Annotated in this window: 13 protein-coding genes; 7 read left to right on the forward strand and 6 right to left on the reverse strand. The window is 72.6% G+C overall.

All coding sequences use genetic code 11. The features are described from left to right. The first annotated feature begins 1061 nt into the window (after positions 1–1061). The 4 genes from NQZ70_RS42160 (at position 1062) to tnpC (ending at position 5029) form a co-directional block, all read left to right on the forward strand. The gene (locus NQZ70_RS42160) at positions 1062–1565 is read left to right on the forward strand and encodes a hypothetical protein (RefSeq protein ID WP_165374437.1); all 504 of its coding nucleotides are present in this window, start codon (positions 1062–1064) and stop codon (positions 1563–1565) included. Between the two features lie 409 nt (positions 1566–1974). Next, on the forward strand, positions 1975–2388 hold the full coding sequence (locus tag NQZ70_RS42165) for a helix-turn-helix domain-containing protein (protein WP_129575099.1): 414 nt from the start codon (positions 1975–1977) through the stop codon (positions 2386–2388). Further along, a complete protein-coding gene (tnpB, locus tag NQZ70_RS42170) occupies positions 2385–2729 on the forward strand; it encodes an IS66 family insertion sequence element accessory protein TnpB (protein ID WP_165374362.1) in 345 nt (114 codons plus the stop codon). The genes NQZ70_RS42165 and tnpB overlap by 4 nt, the downstream gene beginning before the upstream one ends. 257 nt (positions 2730–2986) lie before the next feature. Next, on the forward strand, positions 2987–5029 hold the full coding sequence (gene tnpC / locus NQZ70_RS42175) for an IS66 family transposase (protein WP_165374004.1): 2043 nt from the start codon (positions 2987–2989) through the stop codon (positions 5027–5029). A gap of 620 nt (positions 5030–5649) precedes the next feature. Here tnpC and NQZ70_RS42180 read toward each other — a convergent pair. Next, positions 5650–6939, reverse strand: a complete 1290-nt coding sequence (locus NQZ70_RS42180; RefSeq protein WP_129579269.1) for an NTP/NDP exchange transporter — start codon at positions 6937–6939, stop codon at positions 5650–5652. A 202-nt stretch (positions 6940–7141) separates the two neighbouring features. On the opposite strand from NQZ70_RS42180, the gene NQZ70_RS42185 reads away from it, so the two are divergent. Both NQZ70_RS42185 and NQZ70_RS42190 read left to right on the forward strand, forming a co-directional pair. Further along, the gene (locus NQZ70_RS42185; protein ID WP_129579270.1) at positions 7142–8401 is read left to right on the forward strand and encodes a DNA repair exonuclease; all 1260 of its coding nucleotides are present in this window, start codon (positions 7142–7144) and stop codon (positions 8399–8401) included. A 230-nt stretch (positions 8402–8631) separates the two neighbouring features. Then, positions 8632–9849 (forward strand): cytochrome P450, encoded by a 1218-nt coding sequence (locus tag NQZ70_RS42190; protein ID WP_237244549.1) that lies wholly within the window; start codon positions 8632–8634, stop codon positions 9847–9849. Positions 9850–9911: 62 nt separating this feature from the next. On the opposite strand, the gene NQZ70_RS42195 is transcribed toward NQZ70_RS42190, so the two are convergent. From NQZ70_RS42195 to NQZ70_RS42215, 5 genes are all read right to left on the reverse strand, one after another. After that, positions 9912–11984, reverse strand: coding sequence for an amylo-alpha-1,6-glucosidase (locus NQZ70_RS42195; protein ID WP_129579272.1), 2073 nt, complete (start codon positions 11982–11984; stop codon positions 9912–9914). Further along, the gene (gene treZ, locus NQZ70_RS42200) at positions 11974–13923 is read right to left on the reverse strand and encodes a malto-oligosyltrehalose trehalohydrolase (protein WP_129579273.1); all 1950 of its coding nucleotides are present in this window, start codon (positions 13921–13923) and stop codon (positions 11974–11976) included. The genes NQZ70_RS42195 and treZ overlap by 11 nt, the downstream gene beginning before the upstream one ends. Positions 13924–14234: 311 nt before the next feature. After that, positions 14235–16574, reverse strand: a complete 2340-nt coding sequence (locus NQZ70_RS42205) for an ATP-binding cassette domain-containing protein (RefSeq protein ID WP_129579274.1) — start codon at positions 16572–16574, stop codon at positions 14235–14237. Further along, positions 16571–19459 carry an ATP-binding cassette domain-containing protein gene (locus tag NQZ70_RS42210; protein ID WP_272826712.1) on the reverse strand — a complete coding sequence of 963 codons (2889 nt, stop codon included), beginning with the start codon at positions 19457–19459 and terminating at the stop codon, positions 16571–16573. Before NQZ70_RS42210 ends, NQZ70_RS42205 begins: the two co-directional genes overlap by 4 nt. After that, on the reverse strand, positions 19456–20622 hold the full coding sequence (locus tag NQZ70_RS42215; protein WP_129579275.1) for an HlyD family secretion protein: 1167 nt from the start codon (positions 20620–20622) through the stop codon (positions 19456–19458). Before NQZ70_RS42215 ends, NQZ70_RS42210 begins: the two co-directional genes overlap by 4 nt. Before the next feature lie 168 nt (positions 20623–20790). Between NQZ70_RS42215 and NQZ70_RS42220 the strand changes: the two genes are divergently transcribed. After that, on the forward strand, positions 20791–21003 hold the full coding sequence (locus NQZ70_RS42220; RefSeq protein ID WP_129579276.1) for a microviridin/marinostatin family tricyclic proteinase inhibitor: 213 nt from the start codon (positions 20791–20793) through the stop codon (positions 21001–21003). Positions 21004–21086 lie beyond the last annotated feature (83 nt).

The raw sequence follows: 21086 nt of genomic DNA on the forward strand, positions 1-21086 counted from the left end.
TGTTGCAGAGCGAGCCTGGACACACGCGCGCTCGCCGCAGCGTGTCTTCCCTTGAAGGAGCTGGGCGTCACCAAGCACGCGACGGTACGCGCCTTCGTCGCTGCGCGGGGAATCTTGATTGGATGGCTCCGAGCAGGTTCTCCAGCCAGCTCGGCTCTGGCTCGCTGCACACGACCGGCAGGTATGTGAGCGAAAAATGGTCCCTCACCGCTTCTCGCGCCCTGCGCACGCTGTCCCGATCTCGAGGATCGTAGTCGACGAGCGCCGTCCAGCAGGGCTCGCCCTCGGGCTGGTGCGTTTCGTCGTCGCTCGTATACAGCGTCATCTTGCTCATACGGAATGAGCGCATCCTGCCAGTCGACGATGACGTTCGCATGGCACGCCCGTGAAACGCACGCGGTGGATTCCAGTGGCACTTAAGGCGAGTTCTGGGGGGGGCCAGCGTGGGGGACTCGGGCGCGCTCGTCATCGAGCCGGACGGGCTGGTCGACCTGACTTCGGGGCAGATTCGGAACCCGCTGGCCGGTAGCGGCGTGCGCAGCCCCGTCGGCATCCCCGCCGGCCGCTCACGGGGCGCCTCCTGGTCGCAACCGCCGGCCTCCTGAAGCACGCGTCGTGGGCGCCCCTCGGCGCTCGCGCCCGCACAGGCAATGTGCAGGCGGCGGTCGAGGCACAGATCCAGGCGGTGACTCCTCCATCGGGCAACCTGCCCGACGACGTCGGGGTGGTGCTCGGCGAGCGCGTCGGTTAACCTGCCGCTGCTATCGACGACGCCGCCCGCCGTTGCGAGGTCGCGGGTGTTGATTCTCGGCAGATCGGACGATCGAGCTGACTTGCTGGAACAGCTTGCGAGGCGCGGTGAGCCGGTCTAACACCCCGGTGCGGCTGACCATGCGGGCAGCCTCGCTCCGCTCGGCAGTCCACCCGGCAGCAAACCGGGCAGCCGTCAGCCACACATGACCATGCTCCCCGAAGACTTGAACCCAGGGACGGCCTTTGAACGATCGCGCGCAGTGCTACGCGGTGCCGTCCATGCGGTGGACGTTCCCGAGGTGCGGAAGATGGCCACGATCATCTTGGCACCAGAGCAGGCCGACGTGAGCATCTCCCAAGGCGGCTTCGTGGTGGACTTCGGACTCAGTCGGGGACCGCTGTCGTATTGGCCGAAGCTCGCCGCACCTACGCTGTACGCTTTGTGCCGCTCTCATCTTGGCTCGCCGTCCGCGCGCTTCTCTTTGAACACCGAGCAGCTCAGGAAGATCCGGATCGGGGAGAGCAGGTCCGACCGCTGGCTCTGGCTCTTCGAAGAGCCTCGGCGCATCCTCGTGTTCTGCAGAGAGGCGACCCAGGATGTCCAACCCGAGGACCCAGGTCAGCTCGAACGGTGGGTGTCGGCGAGAAAGGTGTGGGCCGTGTTCGAGCAGCCCATGACCTGTCCGCACTGTCGCGTCAGCGCGGCGCGCTTCCGTGCCGTGGAAGGAGCTCTCGTCTGCCAGGCATGTGGACGCTCGTGGCGCGTGGATCGCGGCGTTCTGGAGGGCGCAGTCCTTGAGACAGGTGGCTAACTCGCCGTTGCTGACCGGCGGTCCGCGCCGCCTCGCTCCGCTCGGCGGCGCGGACCGCGGCAGAACGGCGGTCGTTCGGCCGGCAAGGTGCGGGGACGCAGGCACGATCCCGACACAGGCGGCAGCGCATCGAAGGGCTCGGCAGCGGGGCGGCGAGCGAAGGAGATTCGCTCGGCGCTCTGCCGCCGGGCCAGGCGCCGACCCCGATCGGTGATGCCGCCGGCCCTTCACCGCGGGCGACGCGGTGGCGAAGGGCGCTCCGCCCGGCCACACCGGGGCCGCCCTCGGCGGCGAGACAGGCGGAAAGTAGCCGCTCCGCGGACCGCGTCTTTTCCCTAGCCAGCTTCGGTTGCACGCTACGCGACGTCTGATGAGGGCCGCGCCCTCGCCGAGCGAAGAGGAGCGAGCGATGCCAGGAAGCAGGGAGCTGGTGCAGCTGCGTGCAGAGATGTCGAGGTATCGAGAGCAGAAGAGCCGTGGGAAGTACCCGAGCGAGCTGCGGGAGCGAGCCGAGGCGTACGCCAAGGAGCGTTCCCTCGCGGGGGCGACGCCGACCGAGATCGCCACGGAGCTCGGTGTCCACAAGATGACCGTCGACCGATGGGTAGCTGGCGGTGAGCGCGCAGAGGAGGGTGCGTTGCCAAGAGCCACCCATGCGGCTCAGCATGTTCCGTTTCTCCCCGTCGTGGTGCGCCCGGAGCGCCGAGAAGCGCCGCCTGTGCGGCTCAACGTCGCATTTGCCGATGGGACGCGGATGCAGGTATGTGGGATAGGCGCGCGCGACCTCGTGGATGCGATCGAAGCGCTGCGGAGGGGACGGTGACCCCCGCGACGATAGCCGTCTATCTGGCGGTCGGTCCAGTGGACTTGCGTGGCGCATTCGACCGGCTCGCCGCGATCACCCGGCAGGTGCTGTGCCTGGACCCGGCCAGTGGCGCGCTGTTCTTGTTCCTCAACAGGAGGCGCAACCGGCTAAAAGCACTTTGGTGGGACCGCAACGGATATACGATTCTGTATAAGCGTCTCTCGAAGGGTGCGTTTGCTCTGCCCTCGTTCACCGAGGCCGACGGCAAGTGTATCGAGCTGTCAGCACAGGACTTCGCGCAGCTGCTCGCCGGTCTACCCGTGGAAGAGCTGGCAAGCCGCCGCCGGCTGGTCCACTGAGGCGTCTGCGCCGGCGCTCGTTCACCACGCTGCCGGCGCCAGCGCGGCCCGATGGCGGCCGGCGCAGCCGGATGCGGGGATGGAGCAGGGCGCGAGCTGCATCGCGCCCGAAGACCTCGCGGGAGCGCGGCGCCGATGGCGCACCACGACTGCCCTGCATTCCCGTCTTCGGCGAGAGATTCTCATCGAAAGTAGCGACAAGTCGGCTGCATAAGGTACTTGTCAAGGGCAAGCGGAGGGGGCATCCATGGCGCGCCTTGACCTCGACGACACGATCCGGTGAGACCGCGCTGCCGCAGTCGGCGGAGCCAGAGCGCCTTGACGGTGCGGCGCTCGTGCTCGGCTACCTCCAGGCCAGGGGACAAGCCCAGGGGAGCCCCGCCGACCCCGGGTCGGCGGTCGACGCGCTGCTCCGGCGGGTGCAGGAGCTCGAGGCGAGGCTGGCCGAGCTCTCGACGGCGGAGCAGCAGGCCCACGAGCTCGCTCGCACTGTCGAGTCGCTCAAGGCGTACAATCAACAGCTGCAGGAGACGATTCGGACCTTGGAGATCGGGTTCCGGCGACACGTCTCCGAGCAGGTCTCGCCTGACCAGCTGCGGCTTTCGCTGGCCGGCGCGCCAGGCGCCTGTCCGGCTCCAGCTTCGTCGCAGACCGAGCACTGCGCCTCGCCCGATGCGGACCCGAGCGACGGTAGCAACCAGCCGCCGGGCCCCGCGAGCGCGCCGGAGCGCGTGGCGGCGGCAGAGTCCTCCTCCGGCTCGGATCCCGGAGGTGGCAAGCGAGCCAAGCGCCACGAGCACGGGCGCCGTCGCATCGGTGTCATCCCGAGGGTGGTCATCGAGTCGCTGCCGCCGGAGGTGCTGCTCAAAGGCATCGAGCGCTTCGAGCGTGTGGGCGCCGAAGACAGCTCGGTCATCGGCTACCGGCGTGGCGGCCCCATCGAGATCGTCACGCGTCGCCCCAAGTACGTGGCCAAGGCGGAGGCACCGGCGGCGAGCAGCGGAGCTGAAGAGGAGCCGGCTCCTTCGCCAGCCGGTGGACCGGCCTTCACGCACGAGCTGGACGAGCCGCTGCTCGTGCGAGAGCACGAGCTCCTGGGGATCCCCGCGGACACGGGCTTCAAGCAAAGCCCCTTCGTCGACGGCGTCCTCGTACGCTACACGCCCGAGTCGGATGCTGCGCAGGACAGCGGCGGACCGGTGAAGATCGCCGCGCTGCCGGAGCGCCCGATCGACAGGTGCCTTGCTGACCCGAGCCTCTTGGCCCACCTGTTCGTCCACAAGCTCGACTACCACATGCCCTACTACCGGCAAGAGGTGGAGTCGGATCGCCACGGCTTCCGCATCGGCCGCGGCAACATGACACGCTGGCAGTACGATTGCGGTGGCATCGCGATGCGCATCGCCGATGCCATGTGGAGCAACGCGCTCTCGCGGTCGTGGTTCGCCATGGATGCGACGGGCACCGCCATCCGGGCCAAGGACAAGCACCGCTATGGGCATGTCTTCGTCCTGGTCGCGCCGGGCGATGGGGTGCTGTTTCGCTATACACCGACGTACGACGGCCCCACCGTCGCGAAGCTCTTCGGCGGCTACCAGGGGACGCTCGTCGCCGATGCCTCGGCCAACCACAACGTGCTGTTCGGGCCGGGCAAAGCGCGCGAGGCCGGCTGCTGGAGCCATGCACGAAGGCGCTTCTTCAAGGCGTTCAAGGCCGGGGCGGGCACGGAGGCGGCGTTCGCGCTCCAGGCCATCCAGGCGCTCTTCCGCGTCGAGGAGGAATGCGCCCTGTGCAGCCCGGACGAGCGTCTCGAGCTCCGGCAGCGCGAGTCCGCACCGCTGATTGAGAAGCTCTTCGCCTGGGTCGAGGCGCAGCGGCAGGTCGTCCCGGAGCATTCGCCGTTGCGCGAAGGGCTGGTCTACCTGCACAACCAGAGGGAGGCGCTCTGCGAGTTCCTCTCCAACGGGGAGATCCCCATCCACAACAATGCCAGTGAGAGGGCTCTGCGCCGCGTCGTCAAGGGGCGGCGCAACTGGCTCTTCCACGGCAGCGACGAGCATGCTGTCCGGGCGTGTGCCATCACGTCGCTCATCGCGACCTGCCAGATGCACGGGCTCGACCCCGAGCTGTACTTGCAGGAGATCCTGACCGTGGCTCCCAGCTATCCGCTCAGTCGCATCCTCGACCTGAGTCCCAACAACTGGGTCGCGACGCGACAACGCCTCATCGCCGAGGGGCGGCTCAAGTACCTGGACCTGGCTCGGATCACCGGCTCGCGGCTCGCCTTCCGCGACCGCTGATCGCGCCGCGTCGTCCGCTTCCGTCGCGCCCACAGCGCTCGTCGCGTCCGGAGCGGCCGAGTCAGGCGCGCGTCCTTTCCGCGTCCGCGCCGAGGTGCGTCGGCGCGTCGAGCCGGTGCTGTCGTCGCTTCGTCCCGCCACCGTCGAGCTCGTCTTCGCGGGGCGCCTTCGGGTCGCTTCGCTTCGGCGCTGCTTGTCCGCGCCTCGGGTCGGCCGCCGTTCGCCCACCTCGTCCGCGGACGGCTGGGCGGCGCTCTTGCGGCGCCGCACGCCTGTGGCCTCGGCAGATCCCGCGCGCTCCTCCTGCCCGGCCGCGCCACGCGGGCGCCCCTTCGCGCGGGCGGGGGCGTCCTCGCGGCCTTGCCACGCGACATGCGGCGCGGACAGCTTCAGCACCGCCGTCGTCAGGCTCGGGACTTCGACTCCCTCCTCCCCGCTCCGTCGCTTCGTCATCGCACCGCGACTCTACGCACGTGGCCGCCTTCCACAAGCACGCTTCAGAACGCGCTCTGCGGAGCGGCTACGGCGGAAACTATCAAAACTGCTATTGTTTCCAGCGACCGCTCGTCATCGGCCGTTTTTCCTGGCGGGATATCCGACCCACGAAACCCGCGCCCCCCTCATCCCCCCTCCCCTCGCGCGCGCTCCGCCTGCCGCCTCGCCAGGTAGCGGCTCAGCAGCACCCACCCCCCCGCGACCGGCACCATCAGGAGCGACAGCCCCGCCGCCTTCACCCCGAGCGCCGACAGCCCCGACAGCGCCCACGCGCTCGCGGCGTCCCCGCCCCGGAACGCCACGGTGTCGATGAAGCTCTTCGCCTTGTACTTCTCCTCTCGCGCGACCACCGTGAACAGGATCTCCCGCGCCGGCCGGTCCACCGCGTAGTGGATCGCCCGCCGGAGCCCCTGGAAGCCGGCGATCATCGAGAGGGTCGGCCGCGCCGCCAGCGCGAGGAACCCGACGCCCGTGACCACCGGCACCACCGCGAGCGCGACCCCGAGGCCCACCCGCGTCATGAGCCTGCCGGTCACGAGCACCTGCACGACGATGGTGATCACGTTCACGGTGAGATCGATGGAGGCGAACATCGCGGTCCGCCGCGCGGGATCCATCGATTCGGCGGCGACGATCCGCGCCTGCTCGAAGTAGAGCACCGTCGCGGTGATCGATAAAAAGAGCGTCTGCGCGCAGATCCCGAGGAGGTACGGCGACCCGAGGACGAGCGTCACCCCGCGGAGCGCGCCCCCGCCGATGCGCTCCTCCGCGGCGCTCGCCTCGGGCGGCGCCGCATCGCCGGCGAGCCGGCCGGCGAGGCGGTTCAGCCGCGTCACGCAGAGCACGGCGAGCTCGAGCAGCGCCGCCGACAGGAGGAGGAGGTTCGCGGTCCCGATCTGCCGCGCCTGCGCGGCCGTGACGAGCGAGCCGACGAGCGCGCCGGCGCTGCCGCCGGCGGCGATGACGCCGAAGAGGCGCTTGCCTTGCTCGCTGCGCCAGACGTCCGCCATGAACCCCCAGAACACCGACACGACGAACAGGTTGAAGACGCTCAGCCAGACATAGAACACCTTCCCCACCGTGGCGCGCGGCGCGTCGAGCGCGAGCAGCCCGAAGAAGACGAGGAGGTTCGACGCGAAGAAGCGATAGACGATCGGGATGAACCGCCGCCGCGGCAGCCGCGCCACGAGCGCGGAGAAGGCCGGCACGGCCGCGAGCATCGTCGCGAACACCGCCGTGAACAGCCATGGCAGCTTGTCCATGCCGCCCGAGATGCCCATCTCCTCACGGACGGGCCGCAGGATGTAATAGCTGCAGAGGACGCAGAAGAAGTACGCGAAGCTCCAGAGCAGCGCGGAGACCTCGCCTTCCTTCACGTCGCAGACCCGCCGGAGCAGCGCGGCCGCCGTGCTCAACGGTTCGACGCCCTCCCCCCGGCGAGGCGTCGCTCCGCGGTCGGCGTGAGGCGTGACGGCGGGCGCGGCATCGGACGACCACTGCACGACAGCCCGCCCCGCGCGTCAAGGCGCCCGCCGGCGCCGGCCGCCCGCGGGCGCGAACCTCATCGGATGAGCAGCGCTCCCGGCGCGGAGCGGCTAAGCTCGGGCCGCGCAGCCCATGAAGTTCGTCCACGCCGCCGACCTCCACATCGACAGCCCCCTCCGCGGCCTCGACCGTTACCCCGGCGCCCCGGTCGAGCAGATCCGCGGCGCCACCCGCCGCGCGCTCGAGAACCTCGTGAGCCTCTGCCTCACCGAGGAGGTCGACCTCCTGCTCCTCGCCGGCGACATCTACGACGGCGACTGGAGGGACTACAGCACGGGCCTGTTCTTCGCCGCGCAGCTCTCCCGGCTGCGCGCCGCCCGGGTGGACGTGGTGCTCCTGAGCGGCAATCACGACGCCGAGAGCCACATCACGCGTCACCTGGAGCTCCCCGAGAACGCCCGCCGGCTCGACCCGAAGAGCCCCGAGACGGTCGTCTTCGAGCGGCTCGGGGTCGCGGTGCACGGGCAGAGCTTCGCGACAAAGGCGGTCACCGACGATCTCGCCGCCGGCTACCCGGACGCGCTGGCGGGCCTGTTCAACATCGGGCTGCTCCACACCTGCCTGGGCGGCCGCGAGGGCCACGACAACTACGCTCCTTGCAGCCTGAACACCCTCGTCGGCAAGCGATACGACTACTGGGCGCTCGGCCACGTGCACACGCGGGAGGTGCTCTCGGAGGATCCGTACATCGCCTTTTCCGGCAACCTCCAGGGCCGCCACGCCCGCGAGACCGGCGAGAAGGGCGCCCTCCTCGTCACGGTGGACGAGGGCCGCATCGCCTCGGTCGAGCACCGCCCCCTCGACGTGGTCCGCTGGTGCGCCTGCGAGGTCGATCTCTCCCCGGCCGCGAGCGCCGACGACATCGTGGATCTGACGCGCGAGCAGCTCGAGCAGCGCCTCGCCGAGGCGGACGGGCGCACGCTGGCCGCGCGGGTGATCCTGTGCGGCGCGACGCCGGCCCACGCCGCGCTCCGCGCCGACTTCGAGCGCTGGACGGGGCAGATCCGCGCGATCGCCAACGACCTCGGCGGCGGGCTCTGGATCGAGCGCGTGCTCTCCCGGACGCTGGCCCCGCTCGAGGTGGGCGCGCTCGAGGAGCGGGACGACGCCATCGGCCAGCTCACGCGGTCGCTGCGCGGGCTGCGCGACGACGAGGCGGGCCTCTCCTCGCTGCTGCGCGAGTTCGCGAGCCTCAAGAACAAGCTCCCCGCCGAGGCGCGCGAGGGCGACGACGCCATCCGCCTCGACGACCCGGCGTACCTGCGCGAGGCGCTCGACGACGTGGAGCACACGCTGATCTCGCGGCTGCTCGGCGCCGGCGACGCGCCGTGAGCGCCGGCGCGGCGGCCTGGGTCGGAGCCGGCCGCGAAGGCATAAAATTCAATAATTTCCGCAACTTATCGCACTTTACGCGCGCCGCCCGGCCGCGCGTGACCACGGCCCGCGCGGCTTGACGGCACACCGATCTCCATCATGCACTCCTCCTGACGCGCCCCGCGCACGCGAGCATCGCCTCGGACAGCCGGACGCGACGGGACGGGGGAGTCATGGACGGGGGAGTCATGATCGACCAGAGCGCTTTTCCGGAGCTGTTCCGTCCGAGGGGCCGCGCCGAGCCGCACTCCATCTACGCGCGCATGCGGGCCGCGGGGCGCATGCATCGCCTCATCCACCCTCGCCTCGACGTGCCTATCTGGACGGCCACGCGCTACGACGACTGCGTGGAGCTCCTCAAGGATCCTCGCTTGATCCGGGATTTCCGCAAGCTCCCCGTCGAGGTGCGCGATCGTTACCGCCCGCTCGGCGAGCGCTCGATCATGCTGGATCGGCACATGCTCGACGCCGATCCGCCGGATCACACGCGGCTCAGGGGTCTCCTCCAGCGGGCCTTCTCGGCGAGGGCGATGGAGGGTCTCCGCCCGCGCATCCAGGCGATCACGGGCGAGCTCATCGACGCGGCGGTGGACCGGCGTCGCATGGAGCTCGTGGCCGATTTCGCGTTTCTGCTCCCCATCGCGGTCATCGCCGAGCTCCTCGGCCTCCCCCTCGAGGATCGCGACCAGTTCCGCCGGTGGACCAAGATCCTCCTCGCCCCCTCGATCGATCGCGTGCTCCTGGAGCGCGCGCAGCGCACGACGGAGGAGCTGGCGGCGTACCTCCAGGCGCTCTTCGCGGAGCGCCGCAAGGCTCCGGGCGACGACCTGATCAGCGAGCTCCTGCTCGCCGAGGAGCAGGAGCACAAGCTCAGCCCAGAAGAGGTCTCGAGCACGGTGTTCCTGCTGCTCGTCGCCGGCCACGAGACCACGGTGCACCTCATCGCCAGCGGCGCGCTCCTCCTGTTCTCGCACCCCGAGGAGCGACGGCGGCTCGAGCAGGATCCCGGGCTCATCGGCTCCGCGGTCGAGGAGATGCTGCGCTGCGAGGGCCCGGCCGAGCTCTCGACGGTCCGCTGGCCGCTCGAGGACATCGAGCTGCTCGGCGTGCGCGTGCCAGCGGGAGAAGGGGTCGTGGCGGGGCTCCTGGCCGCGAACCGGGATCCGGCGCACTTTCCGGAGCCGGATCGCTTCGACATCGGCCGCTCGCCGAACCGGCACCTCGCCTTCGGGAGCGGGATCCACTTCTGCCTGGGCGCGACGCTCGCGCGGCTCGAGGCCGCCATCGCCCTCTCGACGCTCTTCCGGAGGCTCCCGAGGCTCGAGCTCGACGTCTCGCCGGACGAGATCGAATGGAGCGAGTGGTCCCTGATCCGCGGCCCGGCGGCGGTGCCCGTGATGTTCTGAGGGGCGGCGAACGAACAGCGCTCCACCGCCCCGGGACCTCTCGGCGCGGGGGGGGCCGGCGCTCAGCCCGCCGAGCGGGCCGTCCGGGCGTAGGCCCGGAGCACCTCGGCCACGCTCCACGCCTGGGCGACGCACCCGCGGGGCGTGAACGGCGGCTCGGCGTCGAAGATCTCGCTGATCGACCCGGCGCAGGCCTCGTCGAGGTGCGGGGTGAAGCCCTCGAGCAGGCTCCGCGCCCCGGCGAGATCGGCGGGATACACCTTCAGCCAGGCGTCGATGAAGGGGCCCATGAGCCACCCCCACACGGTGCCCTGGTGATAGGCCATGTCCCGCGCGCGGAGATCGCCGAAGTACTTCGGCTTGTAATCGGGGTGCCCCGGGGCGAGCGACCTGAGGCCCACGGGCGTCCAGAGCCGCGCCTTCACCTGATCGACGATCCCCTTCCAGCGGGCGGCGTCGAGGACCGGGTGCGGCAGCGAGATCGCGAAGATCTGGTTGGGCCGGAAGGCGTCGTCGTCCCCCTGCTCGCCGTCGAGCACGTCGTAGAGATAGCCCAGCTCGTCGGACCAGAAGCGCCGGTTGAACGAGGCCTTGACCTGCTCGGCGGCCCCGCCGTAGCGCCGCGCCGCATCGTCGCCCTCGGACTCGCGCACCCAGCGCTCGATGAGGCGCAGGGCGTTGTACCAGAGCGCGTTGATCTCCACCGCCTTCCCGCGGCGGGGGGTGACCACGTAATCGCCGACCTTGGCGTCCATCCAGGTCAGCTGATAGCCCTCTTCCCCTTGACGGACGAGGCCGTCCTTCGGGTCGACGCCGATCCCGAAGCGCGTCCCGCGGGTGTGGTGCTCGACGATATCGATCAACGTCGGGAGCACGAGCCGGAGCGTCTCGCGATCGCCGGTGTAGGTCAGGTAGCGATCGAGCGCGTGGAAGAACCAGAGGGTGGCGTCGGCGGTGTGGTAGAGCCCGTCATTCTTGCCCTCCGGGAACATGTTGGGGATGAGCCCGTCCTTCACGTAATGGGCGAACGTGCGCAGGATGTAGCCCGCCTCGGTGTGACGCCCGGTGACGAGCGTCAGCCCCTCGAGGCTGATCATGGTGTCCCGCCCCCAGTCGGTGAACCAGTGATAGCCCGCGATGACGGTGCGCACCTCGTCCCCGGCGGCCCGCGCGCGGGCGGCGTCCTCGACGCGGCCCGCGGGGGTGATGAGGAACTGATCCGCCCCGAGGATGAGCTCCGCCGGCGGCCCGGAGCGGACCTCGGGCGCCGCGGCGAGCAGGAGCCGGGTGCGGCGCTTGCGCTCGGCGCGCTGCACCTCCTCCGTGGAGAGCGCGTTGATCGTCTCCCAGGGCTCGGTCGACGCGACGAGGGTCACGCTGCCGGAGACGGGGAGCTCGAGGCCGAAGCGGCCGGGGCTGTAGAACTCGCCGACCGCGTCGTACCCGCGGCTCTGCTCGATCCGGTAGCGCACGTTGCGCAGGCGGGCGCTGTCGATCCTGAACTCGGCCCGGGCGCCCTGGACCTTGAGCCGGAGCGGCGGCAGGTCGCTCGGCGAGGCGAGCTCGTAGCGATCCTCGATCACGGTGAGCGCGTAAGGGCCCGCGACCGGCCGGTCGAGCGCGCCCTCGTGCGGGCGGAAGTTCACCCACGGCTGGAGCTCGATCTGGACCGGCCCTTCGCCCTCGAGGAGCGTGTACGTGACGTGGACCGTGTTCTGCCCGTGGGGCAGGAGGAGGCGCCGCTCGAACGCCATCCCGGCGCCCTCGTAGCGCCACACCGGGAGCCCGGCCTCCAGGCGGAACTCGGCGAGGTCGATGACCTGCGCGGCGCTGTCGTCGAGCCAGGGCTCCTGACCGCCCACCTGAACCACCTTGCCGTCCGAGGTGATGACCCGGGTCGACAGATCGCTGAGCATCATGGTGCGGCCGAGGGGGGCCGGCAGCGCGGAGATCAAGAGTCCGTGGAAGCGACGGGTCACCGCGCCGGAGATGGTGCCTGACGCGTAGCCGCCGAGGCCGTTCGTGACGAGCCATTCCCGCGTGAGCGGGTCCGCCCCGTGCTCGGCGTCGTCGTGCGAGGCGGGGCCGGTGCCCCGGGACCAGACCATCATCCGGCAGATCTCGTCAGCGTACATGCTTTTTGGGCTCCTCTGGGCGAGGGTTGGCGCTCGTCTTCTCGGGCACCGGCGTCCCGACCACGGGGTGCAGGAGGATCGCCGCGTCGCCCGGGATGTGGACGCCATCCTCGGTGATGACAGGTGGACTGCCTTGTCCCCCGTAACGAGGGGATTCGCTGGACCACAACGTCTCCCAGCGGCGCCCCGGCGGCGGGGCGAAGAGCGGCTCCGGCAAGGACCCTCGATGGATGTCCCGCCCGAGGTTGACGAGGAGCAGACGGTCGTCGCCGTCGTCGCCGAAGTAGCGGAGGAGGAACGCGTGGCCCGAGAGGACGGCCCCGTCGACGCCGCGCGGGCGCTGGGCCCGGATCACGGGATCGCGCCGGCGGAGCGCGATCAGGTCCTCGTGGAGGGCGTAGATGCCGGCGTTGCGCTGGCGCTCGGAGAAGTCGAGCTTGCAGCGCTCGAAGGTCCGCGGGTCGTCGGGGGCGTCGAGCCGCGAGACGACCTCGGGCGCGGCGCAGGAGGGGAACTGCGCCAAGAACTCCGCCCTCCCCTTGCGCACGAGCGGCGCCAGATCGCGGTTGTGGTCCGCGAAGAAGAGGAACGGCGCCGACGACCCGAACTCCTGCCCTTGAAAGAGCATGGGCGTCCCCGGGGCGAGCAGGAGGAGCGCCGACATCGCCCGGAACTTCCCCGGGCAGGTGAGGTGATAGAGCCGCTCGCCCTTCGCCGTGTTGGCGACCTGATCGTGGTTCTCCAGGAAGAGGACGAAGCGGGCCGGATCCACGTCGAGCGCAGGGGTCCCTCGCCGCTGCTTCTGCCACTTGTAGCGCTGCCCCTGGAAGAGGAACCCCCGCTTGACGGCGGAGATGAGCTCCTGCGGGGAGCCCTCGTGATCCGTGTAGTAGGCCTCGCTGTGGCCGGTGAGCGCCACCTTGGCGCTGTGGTGGAAATCGTCGTTCCAGATGGCGTCGAGCCCATAGCCGCCCCGCTCCGGCGCGCGGATCAGCCACTCTTCCTGGGACTCGTTCTCGGCCACGATGAACGTCTCCTTGCCCTTCGCGGCCTCCCGGACGCGGCGCGCGATCGCGGCGAGGATGTGGTCCTTCGAGCCGTCGTAGATGTTCTGGGTCGCGTCGAGCCGCAGGCCGTCGAGGTGGTACTCCTCGATCCAGTAGCCGGCGTTCGCGAGGAAGAACTCCCTCACCGCCTCGGATCGCGGGCCGTCGAAGTTGATGGCCGCGCCCCAGTCGGTCTTGTGGCGATCGGTGAAGTAGTCCTTGGAGAACTGGCCGAGGTAGTTGCCGTCCGGGCCGAGGTGGTTGTAGACGACATCGAGGATCACCCCGATCCCGACGCGGTGCGCCGCGTCGACGAAGCGGCGGAAATCGTCGGGGCTGCCGTAGAGGCGCGTCGGCGCGAAGAGGTCCACGCCGTCGTACCCCCAGTTGAACCGGCCGGGGACCTCGTTCACCGGGAGCAGCTCGATCAAGGAGATGCCGATCCGGGCGAGCTCGGGCAGCTCGCGCGCGGCGGACTCCCAGGTGCCCTCCCGGGTGAAGGTGCCGACGTGCATCTCGTAGACGACTTGCCCCTTGAGCCCGGCGCCCGGGAAGCCCGCGTCGCTCCACGCGAACGCGGCGGGGTCGATCACCTCGGAGGGCCCGTGCGGCCCCTCCGGCTGCGAGCGCGAGGCGGGATCGGGATAGAGCTTCTCGTCGTCGTCGAGCCGGAACCGGTAGCGGGTGCCGGCCGCCGCGGCCGGGACGAGCGCCGCGAAGTAACCGCCCTCCTCGGGCCGCAGCAGGGCGGTCTCACCGCTCCCCGGCCCGGCCTCCAGGACGACCTCGACCCGGCGCCGGGCGGGCGCCCAGACGCGGAAGTGCGCTCCTTTTCCGGTCCCGGCGAGCACCTCTGCGCCGACAGGCAACCGTCTTTCCGTCTTCTCCGGCATTGAGTTACATTCTAAGCGCAACACACGTGACGTCCAGCACCGATAGGCTCGACGGTCCCCTTTGCAGCGGTCCTGTTTACCTGGCTCACCTGACGAGCGATAGCGCCTTACGGAGTCGCCTGAGAGGAATCGGGGATCGACCGACGATGAGAGACGGCACAGACGAACTGGCCTGCATTGCATGATCGAGCGGTCCTGGAGCGCGCGCGTGCCTCACCCATGCTGGCGGGCTCCGATGAGGAGGGCATTTTCGATTCGCCTCATCGAGCGAGCGCCGAGAGGAGCGGACTTCGCCCGCCGCGCCTCCGCGGTCACGGGTGCGCGATGACCACGAGCGTGCGCGCGCGCCGGAGCACGCAGCGCAGCGCCTGCTCCAGCGTCTCGGGGTCGAGCGCCGCGAAGCTCTCGTCGAGCACGACGACCTCGGCGCCCTGGAGGAGCGCGCGCGCGATGTAGAGCCGGCTCCGCTCGCCGTGCGAGAGCTGCCAGCCCGTCTCGCCCACCACCTGCTCCAGCCCGGCGGGCATCCGGCCGAGCAGCTCGCCGAGGCCGAGCTCGCGGCAGACCTCCTCGGCCTCGGCGAGATCGTCGGGCCTCGGCGGCCAGCGCCTGCCCATCAGCAGGTTGTACGCGAACGTCCCGCCGAGGACGTAGTTCTCGTGGAACTGCGGCGCGGCGGCCACGCGGCGGCGCCACGCGGCGGCGCCCAGCATGTGGCGATCGAGCCCGTTCAAGAGGAGCAGCCCGGCGTCGGGCGCGCGCAGCCCCGAGAGCAGCGCGCTCAGCGTCGACTTCCCTCCCCCCGAGGGCCCCTCGAGCAGGATGCGGTCGCCCGCGGCGATCCGCAGCGAGGCGTCGACCACCGCGGGGCGAGGCCTGCCCTTGTGCCGGAACGACAGCTCGTGCGCCTCCAGGACCGCCGCGGGCGCGCGGCGCTCGGCGTCCCCCGCGCTGCCCGCGCCCTCCGGCGCGCCGGGCGGCGTGCGCCCCGCGCCGGGCGGCGTGCGCCCCGCGCCGGGCGGCGTGCGCCCCGCGCCGGGCGGCGTGCGCCCCGCGCCGGGCGGCGTGCGCCCCGCGTCGGGCGGCAGGGGCGGCGGCGGTGCCCCGCCGCGGGCGGCCGCCTCGAAGAGCGTGGAGACCTGCTCCCACGCGATCGCCGCGCTGGCGAGGCTCGACAGGCCGGCCGACAGGCCCTGGAGCGCGCGGCTCGCGAGCAGGACGCCGCCGAGCGCCACCGCGTACGCCGCGGTCGAGCCGGAGCCCGCGAGGAACGGCGGCAGGAGGCCGGCGATCCCCGCGATGAGCCAGCCGCGCGGCATCAGCGCGCCGATCTCGATCTGGCTCCGGTCGAGCTCGCGCGAGCGCGCGAGGTACTGGGAGAGCGCCTCGTCCTCGCCGTGGTGCCAGCGGCCGCTCCGCTCCTGGGCGAGGCGGGTCCGGTGGCCGACCAGGCGCTCGATGAGGTCGTGGGTCATCGCGAGCCGCGCGGCGGTCCAGCGCGCGCGGCGCCGGTAGAACCGCGCGCAGAGCGCGACGACCAGGGCCGCCCAGGCGACGAGCAGGAGCGCGTGGAGCGCGCCCGCCGCGCCCTGGGCGAGCACGACCGCCGCCGCCGCGAGCTCGAACGCCGACGCGACGGCCCCGACGCCGCCGCCCATCGCGAGCGCCTCGATCGCCTCGGACTCGATCACGCGCCCGAGGAAGCGGCCCGCGCCCTCGCTGCGCACCTCCTCGGCGTCGAGCGCGAGCGCGCCCGCGAGCAGGCGCTGCTTGATCAGCGCGCTGGCGTCGATCGCGACCACGCCGGACAGCCACGCCATGAGCTGGCGCAGCGGGACCACCGTCGCGAGCAGCAGCGCCCCGGCGTAGAGCCACCCCTCGTCGAGGTGGTCGTCGAGGATGCTGCGCCCCACCGTCGTCCACACCAGGATCCAGAGCGTGTAGGCCGACGCGTGGGCGGCCAGCAGGCCGAGGAGGCGGCGCGGGATCCGCGCGGCCGCGAGCTGCCGCCCGAACGAGGCGCCGGGCGGCGGGCGCAGGCTCCAGATGCCGTCGAGGACCACGGGCCCGAGCCGCTCGCGGAGCAGGGCCTGCCGCGCGCGGGCGCGCCGCCGCGGCCGCACGCCCGCGCGCTCGAGGACGCGATCGACCTCCGGGAGCACCTGCGCCTCGAGCGGGCGGGCGACGCGGCGGAGGACCGCCTCGACCGGCACGCGGGCGGTGGAGCGGTCGGCGCGGAGCACCGAGAGGGCCTGCCCGCTGCGCCCCACGACGGCGAGGAAGCGCTGCGCCTCGCCGCCGCGCAGCCACACGAGCGCGGGCGCGACGCGCAGGAGCGCGTCGCCGACCTCGTCGTAGCGCGCCGCGATCGGCTCCGCCTCGACGCCGAGGTAGCCCGCGGCCTGATCGATCCACGCGCCGAGCGCGTCCGCGCTGCGGAGGTGCCCGGCGGTGGGGATGGGCGCCGCGACCGCGCGCGGGCGGAGGCCGCCCTGCAGCGCGAGCGCCTCGAGCGCGTCGCCGAGGCGCTCCGCCGGCCACTCGAGGGCGCCGAGCGCGTCGGCCGCCTCGCCCGGCCGAGCGCCCCGGCCGCGTCGCGCCTGCGCGCCGTCCGGCTCGGCTCCCCACCCGTGTTGCGCCTCGGCCGTCACCTCCGCTCGCCCTCCGGCGCTGCCGTGGCCTCCACCGCCGCTGCCGCGGCCTCGGCCGGCGCCGCCGCGCCCTCCGCCGCCGCTCCGGCGATGCGCCCGCGCACGACCTTCAGCCGGCGCCACCCGCCGCTCGACCAGAGCCCTCGCTGCACGGCCGCCTCGGCGTCCAGCAGCGCGCGGTAGCGCGAGCCGGGGCGCGCCGCGAGCTCGGCGGGCGCCCCGTCCTCGACCACGCGCCCGCCGTCCACGACGAGCACGCGCTCGAACGCGCGCGTCTCGCCGACGTCGTGGGTGACGCAGAGGAGCGTCGCGCGACGAAAGCGCCGCCGCGCCCGGGCGAGCAGCGCGCGGCGGCGCTCCCGGTCGAGGCCGCGGAACGGCTCGTCGAGGATCGCGAGCCGCGCCTCGCTCCGCAGCATCGCCCGGCCGAAGCGCACGCGCTGCCCCTCGCCGCCGGAGACGAGCCCTCCGCCCTCGCCGAGCAGGGTCTTCTGCCCTTCGGGCAGCCGCTCCAGCACCTCGCGCAGCTCGGCCTCCTCGACGACGGCGCCGAAGTCGGCCGCGTCGTCGGGCGCGCCGTAGCGGAGGTTGTCGAGGAACGAGCGGTTCCAGATCTGCACCGCCGGGTCGACCCACGCGGTCTCCTCGCGCAGGGCGTGGAGCCGCTCGCCGTCGAGCGGGCGGCCGTCGACGAGCACCCTGCCCTCGCTCGCCCGGTGCCACCCGAGCAGCACCCCGACGAGGCTCGACTTGCCCGCGCCCGAGGCCCCCACGATCGCCACGTGGCTGCCCGCCGCGATCCGGAGATCGACCCCGTCGAGGATCACGTGGCCGGCGGCCTGGATGCGCACCCGCTCGAAGGCGATCGCGCAGCCCGCGCCCTCGGCGCCGGAGGAGCCGCGCGCCGGCGGCGCCGCGCCGGACGCGCCGCGGGCGCGCGGCTCCTCCGGCGCGCCGAGCGGCTCGAGCAGGCGCAGCGCCGTGTTGCGCTGCGCCGGGTACTGGAGCAGCGCGCCCGCGAGCGCCTGCCCGATCGCCGGCAGCGCGAGCGCCCAGTAGAAGAGCAGGAGCGCCCGCGAGAGCGCGCCCCCGCGGGCGAGGAAGTCGCCGAGGATCCACGCGGCGAGCGCGAAGCCGAGCAGCGCCTGCGCCCCGTCGACGGCGAGGGCCGCGCGGAGCAGCGCGCGGCCGGCGAGCGCCCACTCCCCGAGCAGGCCCGCGTGCTGCCGCCGCACGGCCCGCTCCGCCGCGTGCGCCCGGATCGGCACGAGGCCGAGGAGCGCGTCGAGGTAGAAGCTCGTGAGCGCGCCGGCGTGGGTGCGGACGCGCAGGTCCCGCTCGACGAGGACGCGGTTGCCCGCGAACGGCAGCGCCAGCGCGAGCGCGGCGCACGGCACGGCGAGGCGCGCGCTCGCGGGATCGATCCAGACGATCGCGGCCGTGGTGACCGCGAGATCGAGCGCAGAGCGCGCGATCTGCCCGCCGAACGCCGGCAGGGCGCGGAGCACGTGCAGGCTGTGGCCGCGCTGCGCCATGTCGGAGGCCGGGCGGCTGTGGAAGTAGCGATCGCCGATGCGCGGGATCTTCGCGAGGAACGCCATCCGCAGCCGCACCTCGAGGTGCCGCCCGAGCCGGATCACCCCGGTGGTCAGCGAGAGATCGATGGCGAGCTCCACCGCGAGGAACATGGCGAGGGCGCCGATGGCGGCGAGGCGCTGCTCGAACAGCGCGAGATCGTTCGAGATCTGGAGCAGCCCGCGGAAGAGGAGGCTCTCCAGCACCACCGTCGCGACGCTGAGCGCGAGCGCGCCGGCGAGCACGGCGGGGGTCAGCAGCCCGTCCTCGCGGATCATCCGGAGCAGCTCGCGCGCGGGCCTTGTCGGGCGCTCCGCGAGGGCGGCGGCGACGTCGGGGGGGAGGCGCGCCTCGGCGCTCGGGCTCGCCTCGCCGGGGGGCGACGGCGCGGCCGCGGCGGCCCGCGGCGCGCCGCCGCGCGCAGCGGCGGCGCGGGCGTGGCTCGTCGGGCGCCGCCCGCGGATCCGCACGAGCACGGCGCCCCGCGCGACGACCCGATCCTCGCCGCGCGGGCCGGCCGGCATCGGGTGCGCCGTCCAGAAGGTGGGCGGGATCATCTGCTCCCGCGCGGCCTCGGGCCCCTGCTCGAGCAGCGCGCCCAGCACGCGCGCGGCCTCGCGACCGCGGCCCAGGCCGCCGGAGCGCACGAGCGACGTGACCAGGCGCGCGCCGGCGTCGAGCGCCGCGATCGCGCGCCACCCCGGCTCCGAGAGCGCCGCCTCGAGCGGCTGCGCCCCCGCGCCGAGCCAGGCGAGCCGGCGCCCGAGCGGCCGCGTGAAGCCGTCGCTCGCCGCCCAGTCGCGGAAGTCCGCCGCGGACAGGGGCAGCTCGTGCTGGTAGAGCTCGCCCTCGAGCTGCCGTCGCGTGAGCCAGCGGCGCCCCGTGGCCGGGTCCATCACCTGCACGAGGCCGCCGTGCCGTCGCCAGAGCACGACCACGTGGAGCGGCCCGGCCGACTGCCGAACGATCGCCAGGGCGGGCAGCGCCTGCGCCTCGTCGAGCAGCACGTGCTCGGCCGGGACGAGGATCTGCTGGGCCACGAGCCCGAGCTGCCCCGCGAGGTCCTCCAGGGTGTCGATGGAGGTGCCGTCGACGTCGGTCTGGCAGGCCTCGCGCAGGCGGCCGTAGCTCACGCCGATGCCGAAGCCCTCGAGCACGCACTTGAGCGTGGCCGGCCCGCAATCCATCGCCGAGGTCTGCACGACCTCCGGCGCGAGGAGCCGCCGCTCCGGGCTCGAGGCGCGGCGACGGGGGTTCGCTGATCGCTCCGGCGCGGATCGGGGATCGGCGCTCGTCGTCCCCTCCTTCACCCGCCCGCTCCGCCGCGGACCCTCACGATCTGCCCCGCGGCGCGCAGCACGAGCGAGGCCGGCGAGACGCGCTCGGTCTCGATGACGACGCTCCCGGGGAGCCCGTGCTGCATCGGGATCGGCGACGCCGGATCGGACCGCACGCCGAGCTCCACGCGGATGCGGCCCTCCTGCGCCTCGCTGGCGACGCGGTCGACGGTGGTGGACAGGGTGCCGTACTCGGTCCACGGGAACGCGTCGAGGCGCAGGCGCCCCTCCTGCCCCGCGCGGATCCGCCCGACGGAGGCGGGCGGGAACTCCGCGATCACCCGGAGCTCGCCGGGCGGCACGACGGCGGCCACGACGTCCCCTTCGCGCACGAAGGACCCGGCCCGCAGCACCGCGATCTCGCCGACGCGCCCGTCGATCGGCGAGCGGATCTTGCGCCGGTCGATCTCGGCGAGCAGCCCCTTGATCGCCGCCTCCAGCACGAGCCGCTCCCCCTCGAGGGTGGCGGCCTCGCGGTCGAGCCGCGCGAGCTCGGCCTGCTGCTCGCTCTGCCCGGCGCGCCGCTCGACGTAGGCGCGCGCGGCGGCGCGGTCGAGCGCCTCGGTCGCCGAGCGCCTCGACTGCGCGTCGGCCGCGAGCCGCGCCGCCTCGGCCTCGGACACGAGCCCGTCCTGGCGCAGGCGCACGGCCCGCTCCGCCTCGATCTCCTGGAACCGCGCGCCCGCCTCGGCCTCCCGCAGCCGCGCCTTCGCCTCGTCGACGTGCGCGCGCGCCGCCTCCTCCCCGTCGCGCAGCGCCCGCCCCCGCGCCGCGATCTCGGCCCGGAGCGGCCCCATCTGCCCCGCGATCGCCGCGAGCCGGGCCTGCTTGTCGTCGATCTCGCGGCGGAGCGGCTCCACGTCGAGCTCGATGAGGACGTCTCCCGCGGCGACCTCGGCCCCGAGGGCGAGGTGGACCGCGGCCACCTTCCCGCCGAGCGGCGCCTCGACGCGGTGCGCCGCCTGGCCCACCTCGAGGCGGGCGCTCACGCTGGTCTCGTACCGCCCGACGCGCGCGAGGAAGAACCACGCGAGCCAGGCGGAGAGCAGGACCGCGCCGATCGCGACGCCGGCGATCGAGCCGCGGTGGCCGTCGGTGGCGATCGCGTGAATCGAGCGTGAGAACCCGGCGGGCATGGGTGGCTCTGCAAAGGTACACGAGCGAAGCAGGGTCAGGAAGTCACGCTCATCGCCCGGGCGAGGCGATGAGCATCGCAAAACTTAACGTGCGCAGCGGGCCGGTCGACTCCATCCTGTCCACGGCGGCTCCGCCGCGTGGCAGTACATCCACTCTGGAGGTTTCCCATGGCTGATATCGATCGTGATCCCGAGCAGACCGAGCAGGTGCCCTTCTTCGCTCGCTTCCTGGAAGATCAGAAGCGCGTCCGGACCGGCGTCAAAGCCGGCGGGTGTGTTACGACGCTGAAGTTCCCCTCGGACGGTGAGGATATTGGCGGCGGCGAGGCCGTCACCCTCAAGTTCCCCTCCGACAACGACGAAGATCTGGGCGTGAAGTGATCCGCGCGCCGCGTGCCGCGCGCCGCAGATCACGCGATCGAGGCGCCGCGTAACCAGGCTCGACGACACGCGACCAGGCTCGA

This window comes from Sorangium sp. So ce836 (assembly GCF_028553905.1).
In the GTDB taxonomy this organism is placed as follows: domain Bacteria; phylum Myxococcota_A; class Polyangia; order Polyangiales; family Polyangiaceae; genus Sorangium; species Sorangium cellulosum_D.